22 protein-coding genes are annotated in these 23,176 nt (G+C 56.9%); 15 read left to right on the forward strand and 7 right to left on the reverse strand.

The features are described 5' to 3' along the window. Positions 1-141 precede the first annotated feature (141 nt). Together ycgZ and AC6I8V_RS22305 are read left to right on the forward strand one after the other, a co-directional pair. Positions 142-381 (forward strand): regulatory protein YcgZ, encoded by a 240-nt coding sequence (ycgZ, locus tag AC6I8V_RS22300; protein WP_497845991.1) that lies wholly within the window; start codon positions 142-144, stop codon positions 379-381. A gap of 87 nt (positions 382-468) precedes the next feature. Further along, the gene (locus AC6I8V_RS22305; RefSeq protein WP_497845992.1) at positions 469-759 is read left to right on the forward strand and encodes a hypothetical protein; all 291 of its coding nucleotides are present in this window, start codon (positions 469-471) and stop codon (positions 757-759) included. A 3-nt stretch (positions 760-762) separates the two neighbouring features. Here AC6I8V_RS22305 and AC6I8V_RS22310 read toward each other — a convergent pair whose 3' ends face one another. Next, a complete protein-coding gene (locus tag AC6I8V_RS22310) occupies positions 763-1,668 on the reverse strand; it encodes a LysR family transcriptional regulator (RefSeq protein WP_497845993.1) in 906 nt (301 codons plus the stop codon). A gap of 156 nt (positions 1,669-1,824) precedes the next feature. On the opposite strand from AC6I8V_RS22310, the gene AC6I8V_RS22315 reads away from it, so the two are divergent. Next, positions 1,825-2,574: an SDR family NAD(P)-dependent oxidoreductase gene (locus AC6I8V_RS22315; protein WP_497845994.1), complete on the forward strand. Its 750-nt coding sequence runs from the start codon at positions 1,825-1,827 to the stop codon at positions 2,572-2,574. 52 nt (positions 2,575-2,626) lie between these two features. On the opposite strand, the gene AC6I8V_RS22320 is transcribed toward AC6I8V_RS22315, so the two are convergent. From AC6I8V_RS22320 to AC6I8V_RS22345, 6 genes are read right to left on the reverse strand one after another with little or no spacing between them, the layout of a single operon-like run. Beyond that, positions 2,627-3,487 (reverse strand): ribokinase, encoded by an 861-nt coding sequence (locus AC6I8V_RS22320; RefSeq protein ID WP_497845995.1) that lies wholly within the window; start codon positions 3,485-3,487, stop codon positions 2,627-2,629. A gap of 3 nt (positions 3,488-3,490) precedes the next feature. After that, positions 3,491-4,348, reverse strand: a complete 858-nt coding sequence (locus AC6I8V_RS22325; RefSeq protein WP_497845996.1) for a MurR/RpiR family transcriptional regulator — start codon at positions 4,346-4,348, stop codon at positions 3,491-3,493. Then, positions 4,348-5,319, reverse strand: a complete 972-nt coding sequence (locus tag AC6I8V_RS22330) for an ABC transporter permease (RefSeq protein ID WP_497845997.1) — start codon at positions 5,317-5,319, stop codon at positions 4,348-4,350. The genes AC6I8V_RS22325 and AC6I8V_RS22330 overlap by 1 nt, the downstream gene beginning before the upstream one ends. 33 nt (positions 5,320-5,352) lie before the next feature. Then, positions 5,353-6,855: a sugar ABC transporter ATP-binding protein gene (locus AC6I8V_RS22335; RefSeq protein ID WP_497845998.1), complete on the reverse strand. Its 1,503-nt coding sequence runs from the start codon at positions 6,853-6,855 to the stop codon at positions 5,353-5,355. A 16-nt stretch (positions 6,856-6,871) separates the two neighbouring features. Continuing rightward, complete coding sequence (locus AC6I8V_RS22340) at positions 6,872-7,915, reverse strand: sugar ABC transporter substrate-binding protein (RefSeq protein WP_497845999.1); 1,044 nt, start codon at positions 7,913-7,915, stop codon at positions 6,872-6,874. Between the two features lie 48 nt (positions 7,916-7,963). Beyond that, positions 7,964-8,944: a TIM barrel protein gene (locus AC6I8V_RS22345; RefSeq protein ID WP_497846000.1), complete on the reverse strand. Its 981-nt coding sequence runs from the start codon at positions 8,942-8,944 to the stop codon at positions 7,964-7,966. 182 nt (positions 8,945-9,126) lie between these two features. Here AC6I8V_RS22345 and AC6I8V_RS22350 point away from each other — a divergent pair, with 182 nt between their 5' ends. From AC6I8V_RS22350 to AC6I8V_RS22405, 12 genes are all read left to right on the forward strand, one after another. After that, entirely contained in the window at positions 9,127-9,414 is a 288-nt protein-coding gene (locus tag AC6I8V_RS22350) for a hypothetical protein (protein WP_497846001.1), read from the forward strand. 267 nt (positions 9,415-9,681) lie between these two features. Then, on the forward strand, positions 9,682-10,701 hold the full coding sequence (locus AC6I8V_RS22355; protein WP_497846002.1) for a LacI family DNA-binding transcriptional regulator: 1,020 nt from the start codon (positions 9,682-9,684) through the stop codon (positions 10,699-10,701). Between the two features lie 188 nt (positions 10,702-10,889). Then, complete coding sequence (locus AC6I8V_RS22360) at positions 10,890-11,621, forward strand: gluconate 2-dehydrogenase subunit 3 family protein (RefSeq protein WP_497846003.1); 732 nt, start codon at positions 10,890-10,892, stop codon at positions 11,619-11,621. Between the two features lie 14 nt (positions 11,622-11,635). Beyond that, a complete protein-coding gene (locus tag AC6I8V_RS22365) occupies positions 11,636-13,408 on the forward strand; it encodes a GMC family oxidoreductase (protein ID WP_497846004.1) in 1,773 nt (590 codons plus the stop codon). An 11-nt stretch (positions 13,409-13,419) separates the two neighbouring features. Continuing rightward, positions 13,420-14,727, forward strand: coding sequence for a c-type cytochrome (locus AC6I8V_RS22370; RefSeq protein ID WP_497846595.1), 1,308 nt, complete (start codon positions 13,420-13,422; stop codon positions 14,725-14,727). 587 nt (positions 14,728-15,314) lie between these two features. Next, positions 15,315-16,310, forward strand: a complete 996-nt coding sequence (locus AC6I8V_RS22375; protein WP_497846005.1) for a hypothetical protein — start codon at positions 15,315-15,317, stop codon at positions 16,308-16,310. Next, positions 16,307-17,632, forward strand: a complete 1,326-nt coding sequence (locus AC6I8V_RS22380; protein WP_497846006.1) for a type III PLP-dependent enzyme domain-containing protein — start codon at positions 16,307-16,309, stop codon at positions 17,630-17,632. The genes AC6I8V_RS22375 and AC6I8V_RS22380 overlap by 4 nt, the downstream gene beginning before the upstream one ends. Next, positions 17,629-18,684 (forward strand): PLP-dependent cysteine synthase family protein, encoded by a 1,056-nt coding sequence (locus AC6I8V_RS22385; protein WP_497846007.1) that lies wholly within the window; start codon positions 17,629-17,631, stop codon positions 18,682-18,684. Before AC6I8V_RS22380 ends, AC6I8V_RS22385 begins: the two co-directional genes overlap by 4 nt. A 4-nt stretch (positions 18,685-18,688) precedes the next feature. After that, positions 18,689-20,101, forward strand: a complete 1,413-nt coding sequence (locus tag AC6I8V_RS22390; RefSeq protein WP_497846008.1) for an MATE family efflux transporter — start codon at positions 18,689-18,691, stop codon at positions 20,099-20,101. Between the two features lie 38 nt (positions 20,102-20,139). Next, on the forward strand, positions 20,140-21,114 hold the full coding sequence (locus AC6I8V_RS22395) for an ABC transporter substrate-binding protein (RefSeq protein ID WP_497846009.1): 975 nt from the start codon (positions 20,140-20,142) through the stop codon (positions 21,112-21,114). Further along, positions 21,114-22,133 carry a FecCD family ABC transporter permease gene (locus AC6I8V_RS22400; protein ID WP_497846010.1) on the forward strand — a complete coding sequence of 340 codons (1,020 nt, stop codon included), beginning with the start codon at positions 21,114-21,116 and terminating at the stop codon, positions 22,131-22,133. The genes AC6I8V_RS22395 and AC6I8V_RS22400 overlap by 1 nt, the downstream gene beginning before the upstream one ends. Continuing rightward, positions 22,130-23,167, forward strand: coding sequence for a FecCD family ABC transporter permease (locus AC6I8V_RS22405; RefSeq protein ID WP_497846011.1), 1,038 nt, complete (start codon positions 22,130-22,132; stop codon positions 23,165-23,167). Before AC6I8V_RS22400 ends, AC6I8V_RS22405 begins: the two co-directional genes overlap by 4 nt. The last annotated feature ends 9 nt before the right edge of the window (positions 23,168-23,176 follow it).

Raw genomic sequence — 23,176 nt, forward strand, 5'->3', positions numbered from 1 at the left:
CACTGATTATTCACTCGCAGCACTTTTTGCCACAAAAGCAGTCAGGTTCATTATTACATTCCTGTACAGGCTTTTTTAATCTGTACAGCTTTGCATGGTCCAGAATGGACACTTTTAAACCTTAATTTTGAGGGTGGAACTATGCGTCAGAACAACTCTCTCTCCAGCACCTCCGACGATATTGCGCGTTATTTTACGCAAGCCTCGCTGCCTTCGCAGCAGGAAACTCTCGGCCAGATTGTGGTGGAGATCCTGCGGTCCGGTAAAAGTCTTAACCGCAAATCATTATGTACCAAGCTGGTGCGTCGCCTTGAGCTGTGCTCTACCCCAGAAGAAGAAAGACATTATCATGAGCTGATCGGCCTGCTGTTTGGTCGTTAATCACGATCGTTGCCGGCCCGCTATTTGCGTGTTTATTCATCGCATGACGTTGTTGCTGTCGTGCGATGAATAACCGGGTATTGAGTCATGAATAAAGAAAACCAGGAAAAACTTGTTGATATCGTCATGGGCGATGCGGTGCTGGCGTTGCTGCATAGCAATGCGCCCGTCAGCAGCAAAGCGCTGCTGGCGCAGCTGCGGCAAATGGCCGCGGAGGAAACCCAGGACGACCGCTCCCGCGCAATCACCACCGCAATGGCTGAAGTGCGCCGCAATCTTAAGATGCGTGACGAAAGCAACGCGATTCCGATGCAGGATCGTAATAACGTAACCCACATCTTCCGCGACGGCGGCGACAGCAGTAACCGCAAGCACTAAGCATCACGGCCTGAGACGCTGCGGGAACTCCGCAATCAGCCAGTCAATAAACACCCGCAGCCGCTGAGTTACATGGCGGTTTTGCGGATAGACCACATGAAACGGATAGGCCGCAGGCCGCCACGGCGCGAGTATCTCCACCAGCGCCCCGCTGCGCAGCGCTTCTGCTGCCGCATAGGTAAAGGTCTGAATAATCCCCAACCCCGCCACGGCCGCTGCCAGATGCGCGTTGCTTTCATTCACGCCAATGCGATGTTCGGTTTTGATCTCGCTCTTTTCGCCATTGCGCGCAAAGCGAAACGGAAAGGGGCGTCCGGTTTGCGACGACAGATAGCTCACCAGCCGGTGACCGTTTTTCAACTCCTCCGGGTAGGCAGGCATACCAAAGGCTTTCAGATACCCCGGCGTGGCGCAGGTGATCAGGGTGGCGTTGCCAATAGGACGCGCAATCAGCGAAGAGTCGCTCAGCGGCCCGCCGCGGATCACGCAGTCAACGTTGTCGCTAATCAAATCGACCGCGCGGTCCGACACCCCCAGATCGATACGAATATCAGGATAGCGGGCGAGAAAGTCCGGTAACGCCGGGATCAACACATCCCGCGCCGTCGAACCACCGACATCAACCCGCAGCTGCCCGCGCAGGCGGCTGCTGACGACGTTAAACGAGGCGTCGATATCTTCCAGGTCACGCACGATGCGCAGCGCTTTCTCATAGTAATCCCGCCCTTCCGCCGTCACCGTGACGCGTCGGGTGGTGCGTTGTAACAAACGGATGCCCAGATGCGCCTCCAGCTCCTGCACCATCTTGCTTAGCGTGGCGTTGGGCATATCGAGAGAATCTGCCGCACGGGTAAAATTCCCGGCTTCCACCACACGGGCAAACGCCCGGATTGCCATCAGTTGATCCATCTGATCTCCCGCTATTATCCACAACCATGAATAGTCCTTTTCATTTTACACGATTTATCAGTAAACGCCGCAGCGTTACATTGCACCCATGCACTGCACGACACGCTGAGTTCGGCAGTGATAACTCACTTAAACATTTAATCTGGAGAGACAATCATGAACGCATCACTGAAAGGTAAAATTGCACTGGTTACTGGCGGCACCTCAGGTATTGGTCTGGCATCAGCGAAAACGCTGGCCGCGCAAGGCGCACAAGTATTTATCACCGGCCGCCGTCAGGCGGAACTGGATGCTGCCGTCGCCAGCATCGGCGCAGCCGCTACCGGCATCCGTGCTGACGCAGCGCGTCTGAGCGACCTCGACGCGGTTTATGCGCAAATCGCCCGCCAGGCTGGCCGCCTCGATATCCTGTTTGCCAACGCCGGTGGCGGGGATATGCAGGCGCTGGGCAGCATCACCGAAGAACATTTTGACCGTATCTTCGGCACCAACGTACGTGGCGTGCTGTTTACCGTGCAGAAGGCGCTGCCGCTGCTGAGCGATAAGGCTTCGGTGATCCTCACCGCCTCCACCACCTCGATTCAGGGTACCGCCGGATTTAGCGTCTACAGCGCCAGTAAAGCTGCGGTGCGCAACTTTGCCCGCTCCTGGGCGCTGGATGTGAAAGAACGTGGCATCCGTATCAACGTGGTCAGCCCTGGCCCGATTCGTACTCCAGGCCTGGGCGAGCTGGTAAGTGAAGATCAGCGTCAGGGATTGTTTGATGCGCTGGCCGCGCAGGTACCGTTGGGTCGCCTCGGCGAGCCGGAAGAGATTGGTAAAGTGGTGGCGTTCCTGGCTTCAGATGACTCCAGCTTTATCAACGCCACTGAGTTGTTCGTTGACGGCGGTATGGCACAGATTTAACGCCTGAGATCGGGTGGCGCTGGAAGTTGATCAGCGCCACCGTGCTTTAGTCTTAATGAGGTTGCGAGACGTGCTGCGCGGCAGCGCGATTGGCTTTTTCCACTGCCTGCGCCAACGCATCCTGATTGAGCAGCGCATGACACAAGACACCGACAAAACAGTCGCCTGCGCCGTGGGTGCTGACCAGTTTCACCGGGATGGCAGGCAGACTTTGCACCGCATCACCCTGCTGGCAAAACGCTACGCCATGCTCGCCCGCCGTCACCACGACCTGTCTGAATTGTTGCGCCAGCGCCGTCGCGGCCTGCCGTGCCGAGGTTAAATCGTTAACGTCGATGCCGCACATATCCCGCGCTTCCACCGCATTGACGATCAGCAGATCGATACAGGCCGCCAGCGCAGCGCTGATAGTTCTGGCCGGTGCCGCGTTAATACAGACCGGAATCTGTTGTTGCTGCGCCTGCTGCGCCAGTTGCAGGTTAACCGCTTCGGGGATCTCGTTTTGCAGGATCAACAACCCGGCGTTTTCCCAAAGCTGCTCCGCCGCCAGCGCGCTGACATCAATATGCAGGTTAGCATTGGAGACCACGACAGCGCCGTAATCCCCTTCTGCATCGGTAATCGCCACGCTCATGCCGGAGGGCATCCCGGCGAGCCGCGCCACCTGGCTGATATCCACACCGCCCTGCTGTAACGTCGCCAGCAGAAAATCGCCCTGGGCATCATCGCCCACCGCGCCGACAAAACGAACCGGTGCGCCAGTGCAGGCTGCTGCCATCGCCTGATTGCCCCCTTTGCCGCCAAATTTGTAGCGACATCCGCTACCGATAACGGTTTCGCCTTTTTCCGGGCGATGATGGGCATCCAGCATAATGTCGTAGTGCAGACTGCCGGCAACAACAATAGTCTTCATGGGTTAATAATCCCGCAGATCCTGAACCGCATGTTGGGTTTTCATCAGATTTTTTTCCGCCAGATCCAAATCTTTTTTCGCAATGGCGACAAATAACGCATCCAGAATATTTAGCTGGGCGATACGTGACGCGGCATTTTCCCCAAGCAAATGCGATCCCTGAGAAGTTGATGTGAGAACCACATGCGCATTTCGCGCAATAGGCGACTCGGCATAATTGGTGATAACGATAACTTTTGCCCCATTACGTGCGGCCAGTTTAATCGGGTCATTCACCGCGCGTGTCGCACCGGAATGGCTAATCGCGATCACCACATCGTTATCCGATAATACGGCGGCTGACATCAGCATAATATGGGCATCGTCATAGGCGGATGATTTCACGCCGATCTTAAGTAGCTTATGTGATAAATCACGCGCTACTGCGGCGGAACCGCCCACCGCGTAGAGATCGATATGACGCGCTTTAAATAAAATATCTGCCGCGCGATTAAACTGTGAAATATCCAGAATTGACATAGTCTCTTCAATCGCCTGAATTGACGTTCTGAATACTTTCGCCAGCAATTGCTCCGACGAATCATCCGGCTCAATTTCCGCATGCAACCCTGCAACTTCCGACTGATTATAATAAATCAGTCCGGTCCTGAAATTACGAAAACCCGTAAAGTTAAGTTTCTTCGCAATTTTAACAATCATTGCCTGTGATACATTATTTTCTTCGGCGATTTCCTGCAACGAAGTCAATTCTGTAATGTCGGTTCTGGCAATTATCGCCTCCACCACCCGCCGTTCCAGCGGGGTAAGTTGGGGGAGGCGCATACGGATTTGAGCGCCAATGGCTCGCGGATCTTGCTTCATTACCTGCCTCGTGTCGCCCGGTCAATCAACATCGCTATGATAATGATCAGCCCAGTCGCAAGCAATTGATAGAAAGCCTGAATATTGAGCAGAGTCAATCCATTACGCAACGCGCCGAGGATGATGGCGCCGATAATGGTGCCGAAGATACTGCCCTTGCCGCCCATCAGCGAGGCGCCGCCAATTGCCGCAGCGGCAATGGCATCCAGCTCCCACAGGTTACCAATGGTTGGCTCTGCGGCGCCGAGGCGACCAATCAGGATCAACGAGGCCAGCGATGCCAGGGTACCGGAGATAACAAATACCGTCACCTTGGTGCGTTTCACCGGAACACCGGCTACGCGTGCCGCTTCTTCATTCCCGCCAACGGCCAGAATATATTCACCCAGCGGGGTTTTATTCATCACTACCCACAACACCACGGCGATCACCGCAACAATAATAATCGGTGTTGGTACGCCAAATACTTCGCTGTTGATGATGCTGCGAAACTCCAGCGGGATACCAAATACCGGGTTGCCGCCGGTGTAAATCAGCGCGATGGCGCGAAATAACGACAGGCCGCCGAGGGTAACGATAAAGGGTTGCAGTCCGGCATAGGCCACCAGCGTACCGCTGAAGATGCCGCAAATAGCGCCAATCCCCAGCGTCGCCATAATTGCCAGCGGCACCGGTACCCCGGAAACCATCATAGTCGCGCCCAGCACCGCCGACAGCGCCGCCGTCGGGCCAACGGATAAGTCGATACCGCCGGAAATAATCACCAGCGTCATACCCAGCGCAATCAACGCATTAATCGAAGATTGCTGCAAAACATTCAGCAGGTTCGGTATGGTAAAAAATACCGGCGACAGGAATGAAAAGGTAATAACAATAATCAGCAGACCAATAAGCGTGCCCGCGTCACGCAGATTAAACTTTAATAATGCCGACGGCACAGCCGCAGGCCGGGTATTACTTTGCGTCATCATAATTCAGCCTTTATTTACAATGCAGGTTTCGCGTTATACCGCTTCTTTGATTTCATTAATGGCAAAGCGGGCGATATTCTCTTCTGTAATTTCCGTGTTGGTTAATTCCCGCGTAATCACGCCTTCGCGCATCACTAACACACGGTCAGACACTCGCAGGATTTCGGTCATTTCAGAAGAGACAACAATAATCGCCTTGCCTTGCTGGGCTAGTTTTTCTATCAGATTATAAATTTCTGATTTAGCACCAATATCGATTCCCCGGGTTGGCTCATCAAACAAAAACACTTCTGCATCGGCAGCGACCCAGCGGCCTATAATCACCTTCTGCTGATTCCCTCCGCTTAAGGTGCCGATGGTTTTTTCAACATTCAGCGGACGCAGGTTGAGATCGGTCATCACCTCCAGCGCCACCCGATTCAGTCTGGCTTTACGGATCACCCCCGCCAGTGTGAAGTTACGCATCGAAGGCAGCGCCATATTCATTTTCACCGCACGCGCCTTGATGATGCCTTCTTTCTTACGATCTTCCGGCACCAGGCCGATACCGGCACGGATGGCGGCGCTGACATTGTGAGTGCGCACCGCCTTGCCGTTGACAAAAATAGTGCCGCCGCTGGGTTTATCAATCCCGGCAATCAGCTTCAGTAATTCGGTACGCCCTGCCCCGACCAGACCCGCGACGCCCAGCACCTCACCGGCGTGCACGCTAAAGCTGGCGGGTTTGATTTCATGGCCGCGCGACAGTTTCTCAACCCGCAGCACTTCACGATCGGTGGCCCAGGATTGGTGCGCCAGCTTCTCGATTTTGCGCCCGACCATTTTTGCCACGATGCTCTCTTCGGTCTCATCGCTGATGTTCACCACGCCGACCTGGCGGCCATCACGCATAATGGTGGCGCGATCGCAAACCTGGAAAATCTCGTTCATCTTGTGCGACACATAAATCAGCGACACGCCGGTGGCTTTAAGGTCGCCAATCAGTTCCGCCAGCCGCTCAAACTCGCGCGGGGTGAGACTGGAGGTTGGCTCATCCATGGCGATGATTTTTGCCTCATCCAGCAGCGCACGCGCAATCTCGACGATTTGCTGCTGCGACACCTTCAGATTCTTAATCGGCTCAGACGGATCGATGGTCGGGTCCAGCTGCTTAAGAATGTGGCGCGCCCGCGCCAGCTGCGCTTTACGGTTCACGAACAACCCGCTGGTGGTGGTCAGCGGGCGGCCAAGAAACATATTTTGTGCAACGGAAAGCTCTGGAACGTGTTGTAACTCCTGATGAATCATGGCGATGCCCGCGTGACGTGCGCTGAGCGGATTTTTCATCTGAATCAGCTGTCCGTTGACAAAGATCTCGCCGTTATCAGCCGGGCGTACACCTGACAGGATATTGAGCAGCGTGGATTTCCCCGCACCGTTCTCACCAATCAACGCATGAACTTCTCCTGGCCGTACGGCAAAATCGACATCCTGTAACGCGGCTGCGCTGCCGTAGGTTTTGCTGATGCCACGCATCATTAAGCGATACTGTTCCATACGCTCTCCGCTTCTCTTATTTCTGCTGAGCCAGCAGCTCACGCAGCTTCGCGTTATCTTTGGTCTGGAACGCATCAGCGTTATCTTTGGTGATCAGCGCCTGCGGCGTGGCGATTACGCGCGACAGTTTCTGGCCATCAATCAGACGCAACATCACCTCCATCGCCACCTCACCGGTGAGTACCGGGAAACTGTCAACGGTACCGGTCAGCTCGCCACGTTTAATCGAGGCGTAAGCATCGGAGATGCCATCGGTGCCAAAAATCGCCACCTGATTGGCTTTATTCAGCGAGCGCACCGCTTCTACTACGCCCAGCGCCATGGTGTCGTTATTGGCATAGAAACCAATCAGGTCCGGGTGTTGCTGAAGGATAGTGGACGCGGCGTTGTATGCCTGTTCACGGCTCCAGTTCGCCGGCACGCTGGCAACGATGTCGAACTTGCCGTTGGCCTGTAACGTCTCTTTAAATCCGGCAGTACGCTGACCCGCCGCGTAAACACCCGGCTGGCCTTCAATCACCGCCACTTTGCCGCCCTGCGGATGGTGCTGGATAAACCATTTCGCCACGCGCACGCCGTTATCTTTCTGCACGTTACCCACGTAGTACTGCGCGCTCGGCACCACTGCATCGTTGACGTTGACGACCGGAATACCTTTGCTGCTGGCACTTTCCAGCGCGGGTTCGAGGTTGATATCCGTTTGCGGCGATACCAGCAGTCCGTTAAAGCCCTGAGAAATCAGTGTTTCCGCAATGGAAAGCTGTCCCAGCTGATCGTCTTCATTGGCCGCCGCCTGATAGGCCACGGTGAAACCATATTTTTTCGCGACGTTCTGATAGCCCTCGCCCAGCGAGCGCCAGTATTCGTTAGTCAGGGTTTTGGAGACGCCGCCAATTTTCAGTTTGCTGTCCACTTTCGGCATCGGACCATATTTGCTTTCCAGTTGCGTCCAGTCGGTACGATCCGGTTCGGAGTCCGACTTCAGCGGCGCCAGCGTAGCGGCGTAAACGCTGCTGCACAGCAACGCGGAGGCAAGAGCAGAGAGTAAGAGTTTTTTCATTGTGATGACCTTTTTTTGTAGGTAACGCTATTGCAGGGTCTCGCTTGCTTAACGCGCAAGCATGATGTCATTAACAATTTGTTGTGATGCCACGGCATCCTGGCGGCTGATCGCCTCTTCCAGCGCGGCGTTATTGTTCAGCTTGTCGCACAAGCCAAGCAGACGCGTCACCGTGGCGATATTGATTTCGGCTTCACGGATCGGGTCAAGACCGCTGGCGTCCGGGAAGGTGTCAAAATAGTAGGCGCCTTTGTAGCCATCGCGCTGCATCTGCCACAGGAACTCCAGCGTCGCACGCGGATTGACGGAACCTGCCATCAGGCCATCATCGCGTTTGCCCCAGCCATCATTCAGGTCCAGCCCCAGCAGACGGGAACGACGTGCCACCATCGCGGCGGCAAAGGCCGGGATCTCATTGGCAAACAAGACGTGGGCGAAATCCAGGGTGATGCCGAGGTTCGGGCATCCTGCTTCTTCTACCGCCAGCAGACAGGTGGTGGCGTTGGGGAAGATGCTGTAAGCACGCGGCTCGTTGGGTTTGTATTCGATGCTGACGTCGATATCCGGCGCATATTCCGCGACTTCACGAACGGCGCTGACCGCGTCTTCCCAAATCTTTTTATAGTCGGCCTGGAAGCAGTAATCGAAACCGTCCTGCCCCATCCACAAGGTCATCAGGCTGGAACCAAACTCACGACCGGCATCAATGCCGCGTTTGGTCAGCTCGATGGCTTCACGACGGATTTTGGCGTCGGGGTTGGTGAAGGCGCCAATCTTGAACTGCGGCGCGTCCCAGCGCATCTGCATCCCGTTGACTGCCAGACCCGCATCGGCAATGGCCTGCTTCATGGTCGGGATATCGCTGGTGATGTGCTGCGGATAGTTAAGATCGAGATGCGTCAGGCCCTGCACCTTTCCGGCACGGGCGATCATCTGCAAAACGGAGGGTTTTCCCTGGAGGTCTGGCCAGTAAAGATGCGCCCCGGAGGCGAATGAATTCAGGCGTGTGGCAAATTTCAGTTCCGACATGAGGATTAATCCTTCTGAAAGCTTGTGATGTTCTTTACGGATTCACGTTTACTTGTGAAGTTGAGTTGGAATTTACGCTTCCGCTGTCAATTAGCAATAGGGGGATGAGCACGAAGTGTGCAAATTGGGAGGCGCTTCACAAATACTTTCGCAACGAAACTGTCGCCACAACGCAATAAACCATGCCGCAACGAGTCAGAACGGAGACTATTCCGGCAGGCAACCAGGCGAGCGCGACGACGCGCCAACCGCAGCGGGTGCGCGTACTGCCGCAGCAGGTCTCGCTGCATCTGTCGACCAGGATCACCCTGCACGACGGTCTGCGTCATCGTCCGTTGTGCCGCCCGGTATGTGATGCGCTGGCGGAAGGACTTCAGCACGCCATCCGTCATTCTGCTGCCCTCTGCCAGCCGCTGGTTAACGTCCTGATCCGCGTCTGCCCGCCGAAGCGGATTAATTACAAATTTTAACAATTAACGCAGTCACCCTTCACACCTCAAAAAGACCCCATATAACCGCATGATTTAGCTGGATTTATTCATTGAATGTGACGCAGTTCAAACTTCCCTGATCTTTGCCAACGTTGGCAAAGCTAAACATAATCGCAACATCTTGTTATCAGCACAGTTGATGTGGGAATGGTTTACCTCAGCAACCATTCCATTCCGATTTGGGGATAACAGCGGGCTGCTTTATGCTGTGTGGTTCGATGCTTCCGAATCCTGCGTATTGCACTCATGAAAAAATACAAAGAAGAGAAACCACACAAAGCCACGGCTGACGACGTAGCCAGACTGGCGGATGTCTCCAAGTGGACCGTGTTGCGGGCTTTCAAGCCAGGCGCATCAATTTCGCCTGAGGCGCGCGAGAAAGTGATGGCAGCCGCGAACAAGCTGGGATTCAGACCGAACCTGCTGGCGCGGAGTCTGAAACAACGCAAAACCAACATAATTGGTATTGTTGCGGATGAATTCAGTAACCCGCATACCCTGAGAATGCTGAAGGAGACGACACAGCAGCTCAATGAACGGGGATATATGTCGTTGCTGCTGAATATTGAATCAGCAGAGAATTATCAGTCGGTGTTGCAGATGGCCGGGCAGCTACAGGTGGATGGCATCATTTATCTCGCCACCATCGTCAGTGACGAGCTGCTGGTGATTACCAAATCGCTGCATCATATCCGCGCGGTGCATGTGTTCAGGTCTACCGATAGCGCGGATGTAGAAGTGGTTAACGTTGATGGTTTTGCTGCGGGTCAGGCGCTGGGGCAGTTGCTGCTGGATCAGGGTTACCAACGTTTTGGTTATATGAAAGGACCGGATACCGCTTCCAGCCATTTGCTGAGGATGGAAGGATATAGCGCCAGTCTCGATGCCGCCGATAAGACGCTGGACGAGGTGCTTGTCGCGGGCGGCTACAACCGTGACCTTGCGTATAACGTGATGACGGCCTATTTACGCGCGACACCGGAAGCCGAGCGGATTGACGCGTTGTTCTGTGAAAATGATGTGCTCGCCTTTGGCGCTATCCAGGCGATGCGCGATTTTGATGCGCAGCTGCATATTGGCGTGGTGGGCTTTGATGACATTGAGGAAGCGCATACCACGACCTGGAATCTCACCAGTTGGGATCAGCGGGCGGATCGGCAAATCACGGAAGCGATAAATCGTCTGCTGGAGAATACGGTAGATGAAAAAGGTGAGTGGAAATCGGGTGAACTGCGTATTCGCCAGTCGCATTTAAAGAAAACCTAAAATGTGAGTCCGTCATTACGTCAGAATCATAATGACGGACTTTTTAAAAGGAGCGTGCGTTACAACATCAGTCATATTTATCCCCATCTAAACCTATAAATAACACTGTCTATTCGAACACTCGTCTGATCCATTTTCAGTGAGCGTGTTTTCATGTAGTCGGTGACTCTTTTTCTATGGAGCATCGTATGGAACGTCGGCATTTTATTAAAGCAGGATTAGTTCTGGCAGCAACAGGGACCGCCGCATCAGTTTATAAACCCGCAGGTGCGGCAGACAATGTATTAAAAGGTGGCAAGCTATGGCGCGCAAAAGAAACGCCGCCCCCCACGCCTGCCGATCCCACCAAAAGATTATTTCTCACCGAACGTGAGCAGGCGCTGATCACGGCAATTTTTGATCGGCTGATTCCGGCTGACGAGCTGAGCATCAGCGCGTCGCAGGCGGGTTGCGTGGTGTTCCTCGATAACCAACTGGCAGGCAATTACGGCAAGGCCAGCTGGCGCTACAATCAGGGTCCGTTTGAAAAGGGTACAGAATCCCAGGGTGTCCAGTCGCCTTATACGCCAGCGGAAATTTATCGCAAAGGCCTGGCGGAATTGGATAGCCATTGTCATCAATTGACGGGGAAATTATTCACTGACCTTGATGAGGCAGCGCAGGATAATTATCTGGAAAAAATGGAAGCGGATCAATTTACCTATCCGACTTTCTCGTCAAAAGATTTGTTTGGTCAGTTCCTGTCTAATGTGCAGGAAGGTTTTCTCGCCGATCCGATATATGGCGGCAATCGCAATATGTCCGGCTGGAAAATGATTGGTTTTCCCGGCGCCCGTTATGATTATCGGGATTACGCGCCATTAAAAGGGCAAAAATTAAATATTGAGCCAATCAGTATTATCGACCTTCTGAAAGCATAATTAAAAGGCAAAACATGAATTACACCAGACCAAAAGCTGATGCCGTGATTATCGGTCTCGGCTGGGCCGGTTCGCTCATGGCTGAGGAACTGACCCGCGCCGGATTAAACGTCGTCGCCATTGAACGCGGCCCGTGGGAACAAACCCAAACGAATTTCTCACCGGCCATCGCCGCAGATGAACTGCGCTATGGCGTACGCCGCGAGATCCTCAAGCCACCGCGCGTAGAAACCCTCACCTTCCGTAATGACAGCAGCCAGAAAGCCCTGCCTGCCCGTGACTGGAACGCTTTTCAGATGGGCTTCAGCGTCGGTGGCGCCGGTAAGCACTGGGCTGCCAACGCCTGGCGTTTTAACCCGTCCGATTTCGAAATGGCCACGCGCCTGCGGGATCGCTACCACAACATGAAGCTGGCGGATGGCCTGATCGTGCAGGACTGGGGCGTCAGCTATGCCGAACTGGAACCGTTCTACGACCGCGTGGAGAAAATTGCCGGGATTTCAGGCAAGGCGGGCGTGATCAATGGCGAAAAACAGGCCGGGGGCAACCCGTTCGAAGGCAGCCGTACCAACGAATTTCCTACCCCGCCGCTGATCCGTTCTCACTGGAACGACAAGTTTCATCAGATCACCGAGAAAATGGGTTATCACCCGTTCCCGATCCCGGCAGGCACCATTGGCGCAGCCTATACCAACCCGTTAGGTATCAATCTCGCGCCCTGCACCTACTGCGGATATTGCGGTTTCTACGGCTGCGGCAACTGGTCTAAATCATCGCCGAATATCTGCGTCGTTCCGGCACTGATGGACCGTACCAACTTCACCCTGCTGACCGAATGCACCGCGCTGCATATCGATAAAGCCGCCGACGGCAAAACCGTCACCGGCGTGACTTTCCGCGATTCCGACGGCAACACCGGCTTCCAGCCCGCAGATATCGTCTGTCTGTCGGCTTACCAGCTGGATAACGTGCGTCTGCTGCTGCTGTCCAAAATCGGTAAAGCCTACGATCACGCCACGGGTGAAGGCACGCTGGGCCGCGCCTACAACTATCAAACCATGTCGATGGGGTATCTCTACTACGAGAATGAACATATGAACCCGTTCATCTCCACCGGGGCACTCTCAACGCAGATTGATGACTTCAATGGCGATAACTTTGACCACAGCGGATTAGGCTTCCTCGGCGGCGCTGGCATCCAGGCGCTGTCCGATCAGGGCACACCGCTGAGCATGACCGACCGCCTGCCGCCGGGCAGCAAAATGTGGGGATCGGCGTGGAAGAAAACCTTCCAGAAAAGTTACCAGAACTACGCCAAGATCCAGGGCCAGGGCACCTCGTATTCGCATCGCGATTCGTATCTGTCACTGGACCCGAACTACAGCGATGAAAACGGCCAGCCGCTGCTGCGCCTGACCTTCGACTACAACCAGAACGACCGTCTGATGGCGCGTTTTATCCGCGATCGGATTGATGATATTTGCCGCGTGTCGGGTGCCAGCAGCTGGGAAACCGAAGCCTTCCCTGACAAGCACAACTCCCCTTTCCGTGCCTATGACAGCTCGCACACCATTGGTGGCGCGGTGATGGGAACTGATCCCGCCACCTCGGTGCTTAACCGCTATCAGCAGCACTGGGATGCGCACAACCTGTTTGTACTCGGTGCCTCTTCTTATCCGAACAACGGCGGCTACAACCCCACCATCACGCTAAGCGCGCTGACGCTGTGGACGGCGCACGCCATCGTCAATGACTACCTGAAAAATCCGGGTTCACTGGTGCGATAAGGAGAAAAATGATGGCTAAAACATTACGACGCGCCGCCCTGACCGTCGGTGCGCTGGTGGTTATCGGCGCGCTGGGCTACACCGCGCTGGTCGAGCACGGACTGCATAAAAGTTATCCGCAAACGGTGACAACCGCGACCGGTGCGGCGTTACAGGATCAAATCAAACGTGGCGAGTATGTCGCGCGTCTGTCTGACTGTACTGCCTGTCACACCAAAGAAGGCGGTCAGCCTTTTGCCGGCGGCTACAAACTGGAGACGCCGTTTGGCGCCATTCTCTCGTCCAATATCACCTCGGACAAAGAGACCGGCATTGGCGGCTGGACGCAGGAACAGTTTGACCGGGCAGTACGCCACGGCGTCGGCTCACACGGCTATCTCTACGCCGCGATGCCTTATAACGCCTACGCGAAGCTGACCGATCAGGATCTGGCCGATCTCTGGGCCTATATCCGCACCATTCCGGCGGTGAACAGCAAAGTGGTGGAGAACCAGCTCCCCTTCCCGTTCAACCAGCGCTGGACGCTGGCGGGCTGGAACCTGCTGTTCTTCCACGATCAGGTGTTCCAGCCTGATACGCACCAGAGTGCCGAGATCAATCGCGGCGCGTATCTGGTTGATGGACCGGGACATTGCGCCTCCTGTCATACGGCGAAAAACCCGCTCGGCGGCGACACCTCGGCCTATTTGCAGGGTGGCGCGCTTCAGGGCTGGTATGCACCGGACTTAACCCCGAATCCTCACTCCGGGCTGGGTAGCTGGAACAAGGAAGATATCGTCAGTTATCTGCGCACCGGGGCTAACCGGATGACCGCCTCATCAGGACCGATGACCGAAGCGGTTGAAAACTCCACCCAATATATGAACGACGCGGATCTGCACGCCATCGCCAGCTATCTGCAATCATTACCGGCCTCGGAGACGCAGAAGCCTGCGCCTGTCGCCAGCAGTGATAACGCGATGATTGTCGGTAAGAAGGTGTTTGAATCGCAATGCAGCGCCTGCCATGTGTCTGACGGCTCCGGTATTCGCCAGATGATCCCGACGCTTGCCGGTAATGCCCAGGTCAACTCAGCCGATCCTGCCAGCCTGCTGAATGTGGTGCTGAACGGCGGTCAGGGGCCGTTTACCCATGCCAATCCGACCGCCGCCGGTATGCCAGCCTTTGACTGGAAACTGTCGGATAGCAATATTGCCGATGCGATGACCTATATCCGCAACAGCTGGGGCAATGCCGCACAACCGGTGACGGCGGATCAGGTGAAAAAAGCGCGCGCAGCATCGGGCGCGAAACCCTGGTTAGGAGAAACACAGAAGTAATCTCCCGCCCCCCGTTCTCAGCAACGGGGGGCGCTACCATCCCCGGTATTGATGTAGTGACTACATCGCGCCTGCCATTGACTACATCATTTTCGTCGCCCCCCCTCCTCGCTATATATCCCAGCTATCACGCCAAAAGAAATGAATAACAAACGCCCTGGCGCGTGATGGAAAAATGTAGTGACGTGAAAAGATGCCAGCAAATAAGATATATTTTAAAGTAGTGACTACATAAAATCCCGGTAATGCGCCGGTCGGATAATCTTTATAAAGCGTGAATTAACCCCATTAATCTCATTATATTATTACCAGAAAACCCCTCTGATAAAATCACCATATAAATGGTTATATTTCAGATGGATAACAATGAAATTTTAATTAATTAACTTATTTTCAACAAAACACATTGACAATTACTTACATGGAAACCTACGATAAGAAACGCTTATGTTTTATTAAAAAATAAATTTTCGCCGTTTTTAATTTACTGTTTTCTTTCGCAATGTAACGCATGTCGTATCGATAACCGGGCAACGGAAACTGTTGCCCTCCTTGTAATTACCCAATTACTGGATAACGCATCGATTATGACAAAGTCCTATATTCATACGCCTGCCGTACACATTCTGACGCGTTCAGATTTATCTGACATTGAACTGCCGCCCGCTGAAGTTATTCAGCTGGTTGAAGATGCCTACGTCGCTTATGCCGACGGGCGTTCTCGCTGTCCGACGAAATTGATGATGCCGTTGCCGGATCAATCACGCGACTCCGTCTCGTATGCCATGCTGGGCTATGACGGCGCGCTGGAGCAGTTAGGGTTTAAAACCTCTTATCGCCAGGGCAATGACAGCGCCGAAAAGTATTACACCACCATCAGCCTGTACGACGATGTCACCGGTCTGCCCTTCGCCTGGATGGATTGCCAGAAAGTGGGCGCGTCGCGCACGCCGGCCACCAGCGCCATCATCGCCAAACATTGCGCCAGAAAGGACGCACGTTCGGTGCTGATGCTCGGCACGGGGGTGCAGGGCGTCAACACCCTGCCTTATCTGCTCACCGCCCTGCCACAGCTGGAGACGCTGCGTCTGTTCGGCACCCATCCCGATGGCATTGCCGCCAGCTATGCCGCGTTTGATCGCCATTTTCCCGCCTGCTCCATCGAGCTGGTCAAGGATGTGCAACAGGCCGTTGCCGAAGCCGACATCGTGATCGCCGCTTCGGGTCGCGCTGCCCACCCTAAAATCCAGACCAGCTGGATGAAGCCCGGTGGCTTGCTGATTTCCGTCGCCAGTAAAGGGGTGGAAGCGGGTGCGCTCAGCCAGGCAGATTATGCCATTGCCACGAATCAGGGCCAGATGGGCGTCACCGGCAGCCGCCTCGCCGGACCGGGAGGGACCGTGAAGATTGATGCCGAGCTGCCGGAGATTGTCGTCGGCCGCAAAGCCGGTCGCCGCAATGAGCAGGACCGTATCTTCGCCTTCAGCAGCGGCATGATCATTACCGATATTCCGGTGGCACATGCGCTGGCGACCCGCGCCATTGCGGCGGGGCGCGGCACGAGGGTGGAGCTGTGGAAATGATCGCCAATACTCTCCCGGCGCTGGAGCGGCGCTGGGCCGTCGCCGCGCGTAACAATAGCGAGCTGCTGCGCCAGATCCATCACGCGGAACCCGGCCCGTTCCATTTGATCCATCCGCAAACCTTTGCCGACAACTACCGCGCTTTTCAGCACCAGCTGGCGGAACGTCAGGTCTCTGGCCGGGTTTACTACGGCAAAAAAGCCAACAAGGCGGCGGCCTGGCTACAGGAAATCGCCAGGCTGGATGGCGCAGTGGATGTGGCGAGCGTCCCCGAGCTGGTGCACGCGCTGGCGAATGGTATACGCGGCGAGATGATTGGCGTCACCGGCGCCGCAAAGAGTGATGAATTGCTGTGGCTGGCGGCCCGTCATGGCGCCACCGTGGCGATTGATGCGCTGGATGAACTGGAGCGCGCCATCGCCATCACCCGCCATACCCCGCCGCTGCGGATTTTACTGCGCGTGCTGCCGGAAAATACCGCCAGCCGCTTCGGCTTCAGCGAGCCGGATCTGGCGCTGGCGCTGCAACGTTGTTCGCAGGTGACGTCGCAGCTGATCATGGATGGCTTCTCTTTCCATCTCGATGGTTACGCGGTTGAACCGCGCGTGCAGCTGGCCGCGCAGCTGGTCGCACGCGTTCAGCAGGCGCGCGCCGCGGGCTTCCCCTGCTCCGCCATCTCGATTGGCGGCGGCTTCGCCTGTCGCTATGTGACGCAGGAAGACTGGCAACGCTTCAGCGCTGAACTGGACGCCTCACAGTTCCATGCGGAAAAGAAATTTGAGCGTTTTTACCCTTACTATCAAAGCCCTACCGGCGCCGCGATGCTCGCAGCGATCCTCGACAGCAGCGTGGCAGGCGTCAGCCTCGCCCGCACGCTTAATCAGGCGGGCATTGCGTTGTATCTGGAACCTGGCCGCGCCCTGCTGGATGGGGCCGGGATGAGCGTGTTTCCGGTGCAGGGCTTCAAGCGCAACGCCGAATACGGGATTGTCACGGTGGCGGGCCTGAGCATGAGCCTGTCTGAGCAATGGAAAAACAGCGAATTTCTGCCCACGCCGTTGCTGGTGCAGCAAGGCGAGGCGCGTCCGCAGGACCCGGTACTGGCGGCGATTGCCGGTTCCAGCTGCATGGAATATGACGTGCTCACCTGGCGCAAAATCACCTTCCCTGCCCAGCCGCGTTATGACGATTTGATCGTCTATCCCAATACCGCAGGCTACCAGATGGATAAAAACGAGAGCGAATTCCATCAGTTAGCGCTGCCACCGAAAATCGTGCTTCGCGAACATCATGGACAATTAATCTGGAGAAAAGACCAATGAAACCGGCTGCCTCAACGATTAAAACCCGCTGCTCAGAACTGATTGGTCATACCCCGTTATTTGAGCTGGCGCGAACCGGTAACGGCAGCCGTCTGCTGCTGAAGCTGGAGCAATTCAATCCCACCGGCTCCTGCAAGGTACGCATGGCGCGCGAGATGATCCTCGCCGCCGAACGCGACGGCAAACTCAAACCCGGCGGCAGCATTGTCGAACCCACCTCCGGCAATACCGGTTCCGGCCTGGCGCTGGTCGCGATTGAGCGCGGCTATAAATTCACCGCCGTGGTGGATCAGCACGCCTCGCCGGACAAGCTGCGCGCCATGCACGCCATGGGGGTTAACCTGGTGTTTGCCGAACCGAATGGCGATGGCCCCAGCACGGTAGAACGACGCCGCATCGCCGCCGACATCGCCGCCAGCACAGGCGCGTTCTGGCCCGATCAACACTACAACCCGAATAATAATCGCGGCTATGCCGGGTTAGCGGCCGAGCTGGCTGAGGATCTGGATGGCGAGCTGCACTACCTGGTGGGCGCCGTGGGCACCGGCGGTACGCTGTGCGGCACGGTCAAAGAGCTGAGACGCCTGGGGGTTGATGTCACCAGCATTGGCGTCGAACCGGTCGGCTCAATCATCTTTGGCGGCCCGGCCGGGAAATACTGGCAAACCGGCGCGGGCGCTCCCGGCGGGTTTACCGTCGGACCCAACGTCGAGATGGAATATATCGATGAAGGGTTAACCATCAATGATGTCGATGCCTTTACCGCCTCTCGCGTGGTGGCCCGCCGGACCGGAATGTTAACCGGCGGCACGGCGGGTGCGGCGATTCATGTGGCGCTGAAACGCCTGCCGCTGGTGGAGCCGAACAGCACGCTGGTGGTGCTGGTGTGCGATGCCGGTGAAAAGTATTTAGACAGCGTGTACAGCGACGAATGGCTTCAGGCGCGCGGGCTGCTGGATGAAACCGCCCATCAGCGTCTGCACCGGCTGTTCACCGCCTACGAAGCCTCGATTGCGCTGGCAGCGCAATTACCACTGGCCGCAGGAGGTTAAGCGCGTGACGGACTCCGCTTTTCCTTCTTATCGCGAGATCCTGACGCTGGCTGGCCCGATCATCGGTTTACAGCTGGCTCAGGTGGCGCTGACCAGCACCGATTTGCTGATGATGGGAACGCTGGGCGTGCAGGCCGTCGCGGCGGGCGGCCTGGCACTGCTGCTCTACAACCAGCTGCGCACCATGTGCGTTGGCATGGTCACCGGCGTGGGTAACCAGATTGCCGCAGCGGTGGGCCGGGGCGAAAAACGCACCGGCAGCACGCAGCTGGATCAGCAGGCGATTGGCGAAGTGCAGGATATCCTGCGGGCGGCGTTTCTGGTCGCGACCCTCAGCGCTATCGCCGGTGGGTTGCTGCTGGTGCTGCTGGGTTACGGCTTAAGCGGGTTATACCGAAACCCGGCCGTTATCGCGCTGGCGCTGCCGATCATGATGGCGCTGGCCCCTGGCCTGCTGCCGATGATCTGGCTGAATGTGCTGCGTCAGTTTGCGGTCGGTATGCGCCGCGCTGGCTCGCTGCTGGTGGTCACCCTCGCCTCGATCGCCATCAATATCGCCCTCAACTGCCTGTTTATTTACGGCTGGTTTGGCCTGCCGAAATTAGGGCTGGCAGGGATCGGCTTGTCCACCACGCTGGTGCAGCTGTGGACCTTCCTGGTTTATCTGCGCAACGTGCAGCGCGATGAAAAGCTCAGCCCGCTGCTGACGCTGGATGGCTGGCGCGCCCGTGGCGAGACGGTGCGGCGTATCCTGCGGATGGGCACCCCCATCGCCCTGACCTATGGCTCCGAAGCGGCCATCACCTCGATTGCCACCCTGCTGATGGGGATGTTCGGTCCGGTGATGCTCGCCGCCTCCAATATCGTCAATCAACTGGCTTACATCGTTTATCAGATGAATATCGGCCTGTCGCAGGGATCGTCGATCCTCGTCAGCCGGGCCGTTGGCCGTCATGAAAGCGATCGTGTGGCCGGGATCGCCCGCCGCAGTTTCACCCTGAGTTTTGGCGTGATGGCGTTAATCGGCCTGGCGTATCTCCTCTGGCCGCAGTGGGTGCTCTGGCCGTTTATCCATGCCGAGAAAAATGCCGCGTTGCAGGACACCGCAGCCATGTTGCTGTGGTTCGCCATCGCCCATCAGTTTTTCAAAGGTTCGCAAAACGTCTGTATCGGGCTGTTGCGCGGCCTCGGCAATACCCGTGCCGGGCTGATCAATACCCTGACGGGTTACTGGCTGGTGGGCATTCCGATGATGGCGCTTTGTGCCTTTCTCACCCGCTGGGGCGGCTTCGGCGTGTGGTTTGGACTTTGCCTGGGCTTTGGCGTAACCAGCGTGCTGCTGTGGCTGTGCTTTTTGCGCGAGCTGAGGCAGATGCAAGCGCAGCCCGAACACTTTACACAGCGCGTTTTAAAATAACTTTACTCATTAAAACAATCACCTGAAGGGAAATATGTATGGGAATCAATCGTCGGGGCTTTCTGAAATCATCGCTGATTGGCATGGCGGTGCTGAGCGTTAACCGCAGTTTTGCCGCCGCAGGCAGCCCGATGCAGATACAGGACGAACGCGGCGTTACCGTCACCTTCCCCGCCCGGCCGCAGCGCATCGCCTCGGTCTCCTACCTCGCGGCTGACGTGGCGCTGACGCTTGGCATCATGCCGGTTGCCGTCACCTATATGACGCCAGGCCGCGATCCTGATTTTCTGCTCGGCCTGACGAAAAAAATGACCGCCATCGGCCAGCGGGCCAAGCCCAATCTGGAGCTGCTGTCGCAGGTGCGCCCCGACGCGATCGTGGCGATGCGACGTTACACCGAAGCCCATGCGGATCAGTTCAGCAAAATCGCCCCTTACATGGCTTACAACATGGAGCTGCTGAGCGAGAGCTACCACGAAGTGGCACAGCTGACGGAACTGTTGGGCCAGCCGCAGCGGGGGATCGCGCTAAACGACGCCTTCCGCGCTGAGATGAAGGACATTGTGGCGCGCGCGCCGCAGGACAAACATCCGCGTTACCAAATCATGTGGGCCGGTGATACGCCCTTCTCGTTCCATACCGAAAACACGGCGGCGTCGATTGTCAGCGCGCTGGGCGGCAACAATATCGCTGGCCCGATGACCAAAGGCGGCAAGTTTGGCGAGGAGCTGAGTCTGGAAACCATGCTGGAGCGCGATCCTGAAGTGATCTTTGTTTATGACAGCGGCCCGGATCGCCCGCATGAAAACAACCCGATCTGGCCGATGTTATCCGCCGTGAAAAACCAGCGCGTCTTCTATGTTGGCGACCACTGGGTTGAGAGCAACGGCCCGATTGCGCGCAGCGTGGTCCTGCGCGAGGCGGCGCATTATCTCTATCCCGATCGTTTCCCGAAAGTGGATGTCCGGGTTGAGGCGGAGACCTTTATCCCGGCCAGTATCAGGTCGGCATAATGGCAGCAACGTTCTCCCGTCCTGCGGTGAAAACCGGATCTCAGGTCGCGTTACTGGTTATCGCCTCGCTCGCGGCGATTATCCTCGGCGCCCTGCTGGGCAGCAAAACCCTCTCGCCGTCCGGGTTAGTTTCCGCCCTGTTCCATCCCGATGGGCATATCGATTCGATCCTGGTGTGGACGCTGCGCCTGCCACGGAGTCTGGCCGCGTTGGTGGCGGGCGCCGGGCTGGCGCTGTCGGGTTACGTGATGCAGGTGCTGACGCGAAACCCGCTGGCTGCCCCTGAGCTGACCGGTGTTACCGCCGGCGCGGTGACGCCGATTGTGGTCTGCTTTGTCTTCCTGCCCTGGATCTCCTCCGTTTATTACCCGTTCGTGGGTTTAGTCGGAGGAATCGCTGCCGCGCTGATCACCTTCACCCTGGCGGGCCGGGGCAATGGGCAATCGCTGCATCTGGCGCTCGGCGGACTTAGCGTGTCGATATTCCTCGGCGCCATCACCACCTGGGTCATTCTCTCCAGCGGCCCGCAGGTCCCCTCGCTGCTATTCTGGATCGCCGGCGGCTTCCAGGGACGCTCCTGGCCGCAGCTGGCGTTTATGCTGCCGTGGGTGGCGGTCGCGCTGGGCGGTATCGTCGCCAGCCAGCGCGTGCTCGGCCTGATGGCGATCAGCGACAAAGCCGCCGCCGGGATGGGGGTGAATCTGGCGTTCTGGCGTCCGTTCCTGCTGCTGCTGGCGATTCTGCCGGTGGCGGGCATTACGCCGGTCGGCGGGCCGCTGGCGTTTGTTGGCCTTGCCGCTCCGCATATCGCGCGTTTGCTGAAGCCCGCCGGGACGGGCGGCGCCTTGTTGCTGACGGCGGCGCTCGGCGGTTTTATGGTGACGCTGGCAGACGTGCTTGCCCGCACCGTGGCGCTGCCGCAGGAGTTGCCGGTAGGCATCGTCACCGCGCTGATCGGCGGCCCGGTTTTTATCTGGCTGGTGCAGCGGCGTGATTTTGCCCTTGGGAGCCATCTATGAAGGCGCAGATCCTGATTAAACCACAACGGGTTTCGCTGTGGCGCAGCCTGATATTCCTCGCCTTGCTGCTGCTGGCTTTCATCCTGTCGCTGTTTTTAGGGGTGGCGGATATCAGCGCGGCAGAGGTGATGTCGGTGCTGAGAGGCGCAGGCACGCCGGAAGCCAGATCGATCATTCTCGACATTCGCCTGCCGCGCATTCTGACCGGCATTCTGGCGGGGATGCAGCTGGCGGTGGCCGGGCTGGTGCTGCAAACCATCACCCGCAATCCGCTGGCCGATCCCGCGATTATGGGTATCTCACAAGGGGCCACCCTTTCCGTCACCCTGTTTCTGCTGTTCTCGGTGTATATCCACTACACCGGCTCCAGCGCGCTGGCGTCACTGCCGCTGGCGTGGCTGCCTGCGGCAGGCATGGTCGGCGGCTTGTGCGCGGGCGGGTTGATCTACTGGCTGGCGCTGCGTAACCGCCTCGGGCCGATACGCATTACGCTGTGCGGCATTGCTGTCGGCGCGGTGCTGCACGCGCTGGCGATTGGCCTGATCGCCGGTTGGGGTTCTAACCGACTGGAGGTGCTGATCGAATGGCTCTCCGGCAGCCTGTATGCCCGTAGCTGGGAACATGTCCGATTTTTGTTGCCCTGGAGCGTGCTGGGGCTGGGGATGCTGCCTTTTATTCAGCGTTCGCTGGAGATGCTGCGGCTGGATCCCTCAGTAGCGCAATCATTCGGCTTCGCCTATCAGCGGCAGTTCACCCTGCTGCTGATGCTGTCCTGCGCCCTGGCGGCCAGCGCCGTCGGCACCGTCGGTCCCATCGTGTTTATTGGTCTGGTGGTGCCACACCTGGCGCGCGCGCTGGCGGGGAGCCATTTCCGGCTGGTGATGCCGCTGACGCTGGGTTCAGGCGCCATCGCCGTGACCCTCGGCGATTTGCTTGGCAGGCTGCTGGGGCAGGAAAATGAAATCCCGATTGGCGTGGTCACTGCGGTGCTGGGCGCGCCGGTGCTTCTCTTTTTATTACGTAAAATCCCCTGAGGTTGAACG

The organism is Pantoea sp. X-Soil-TKNS-1207, from assembly GCF_059730485.1.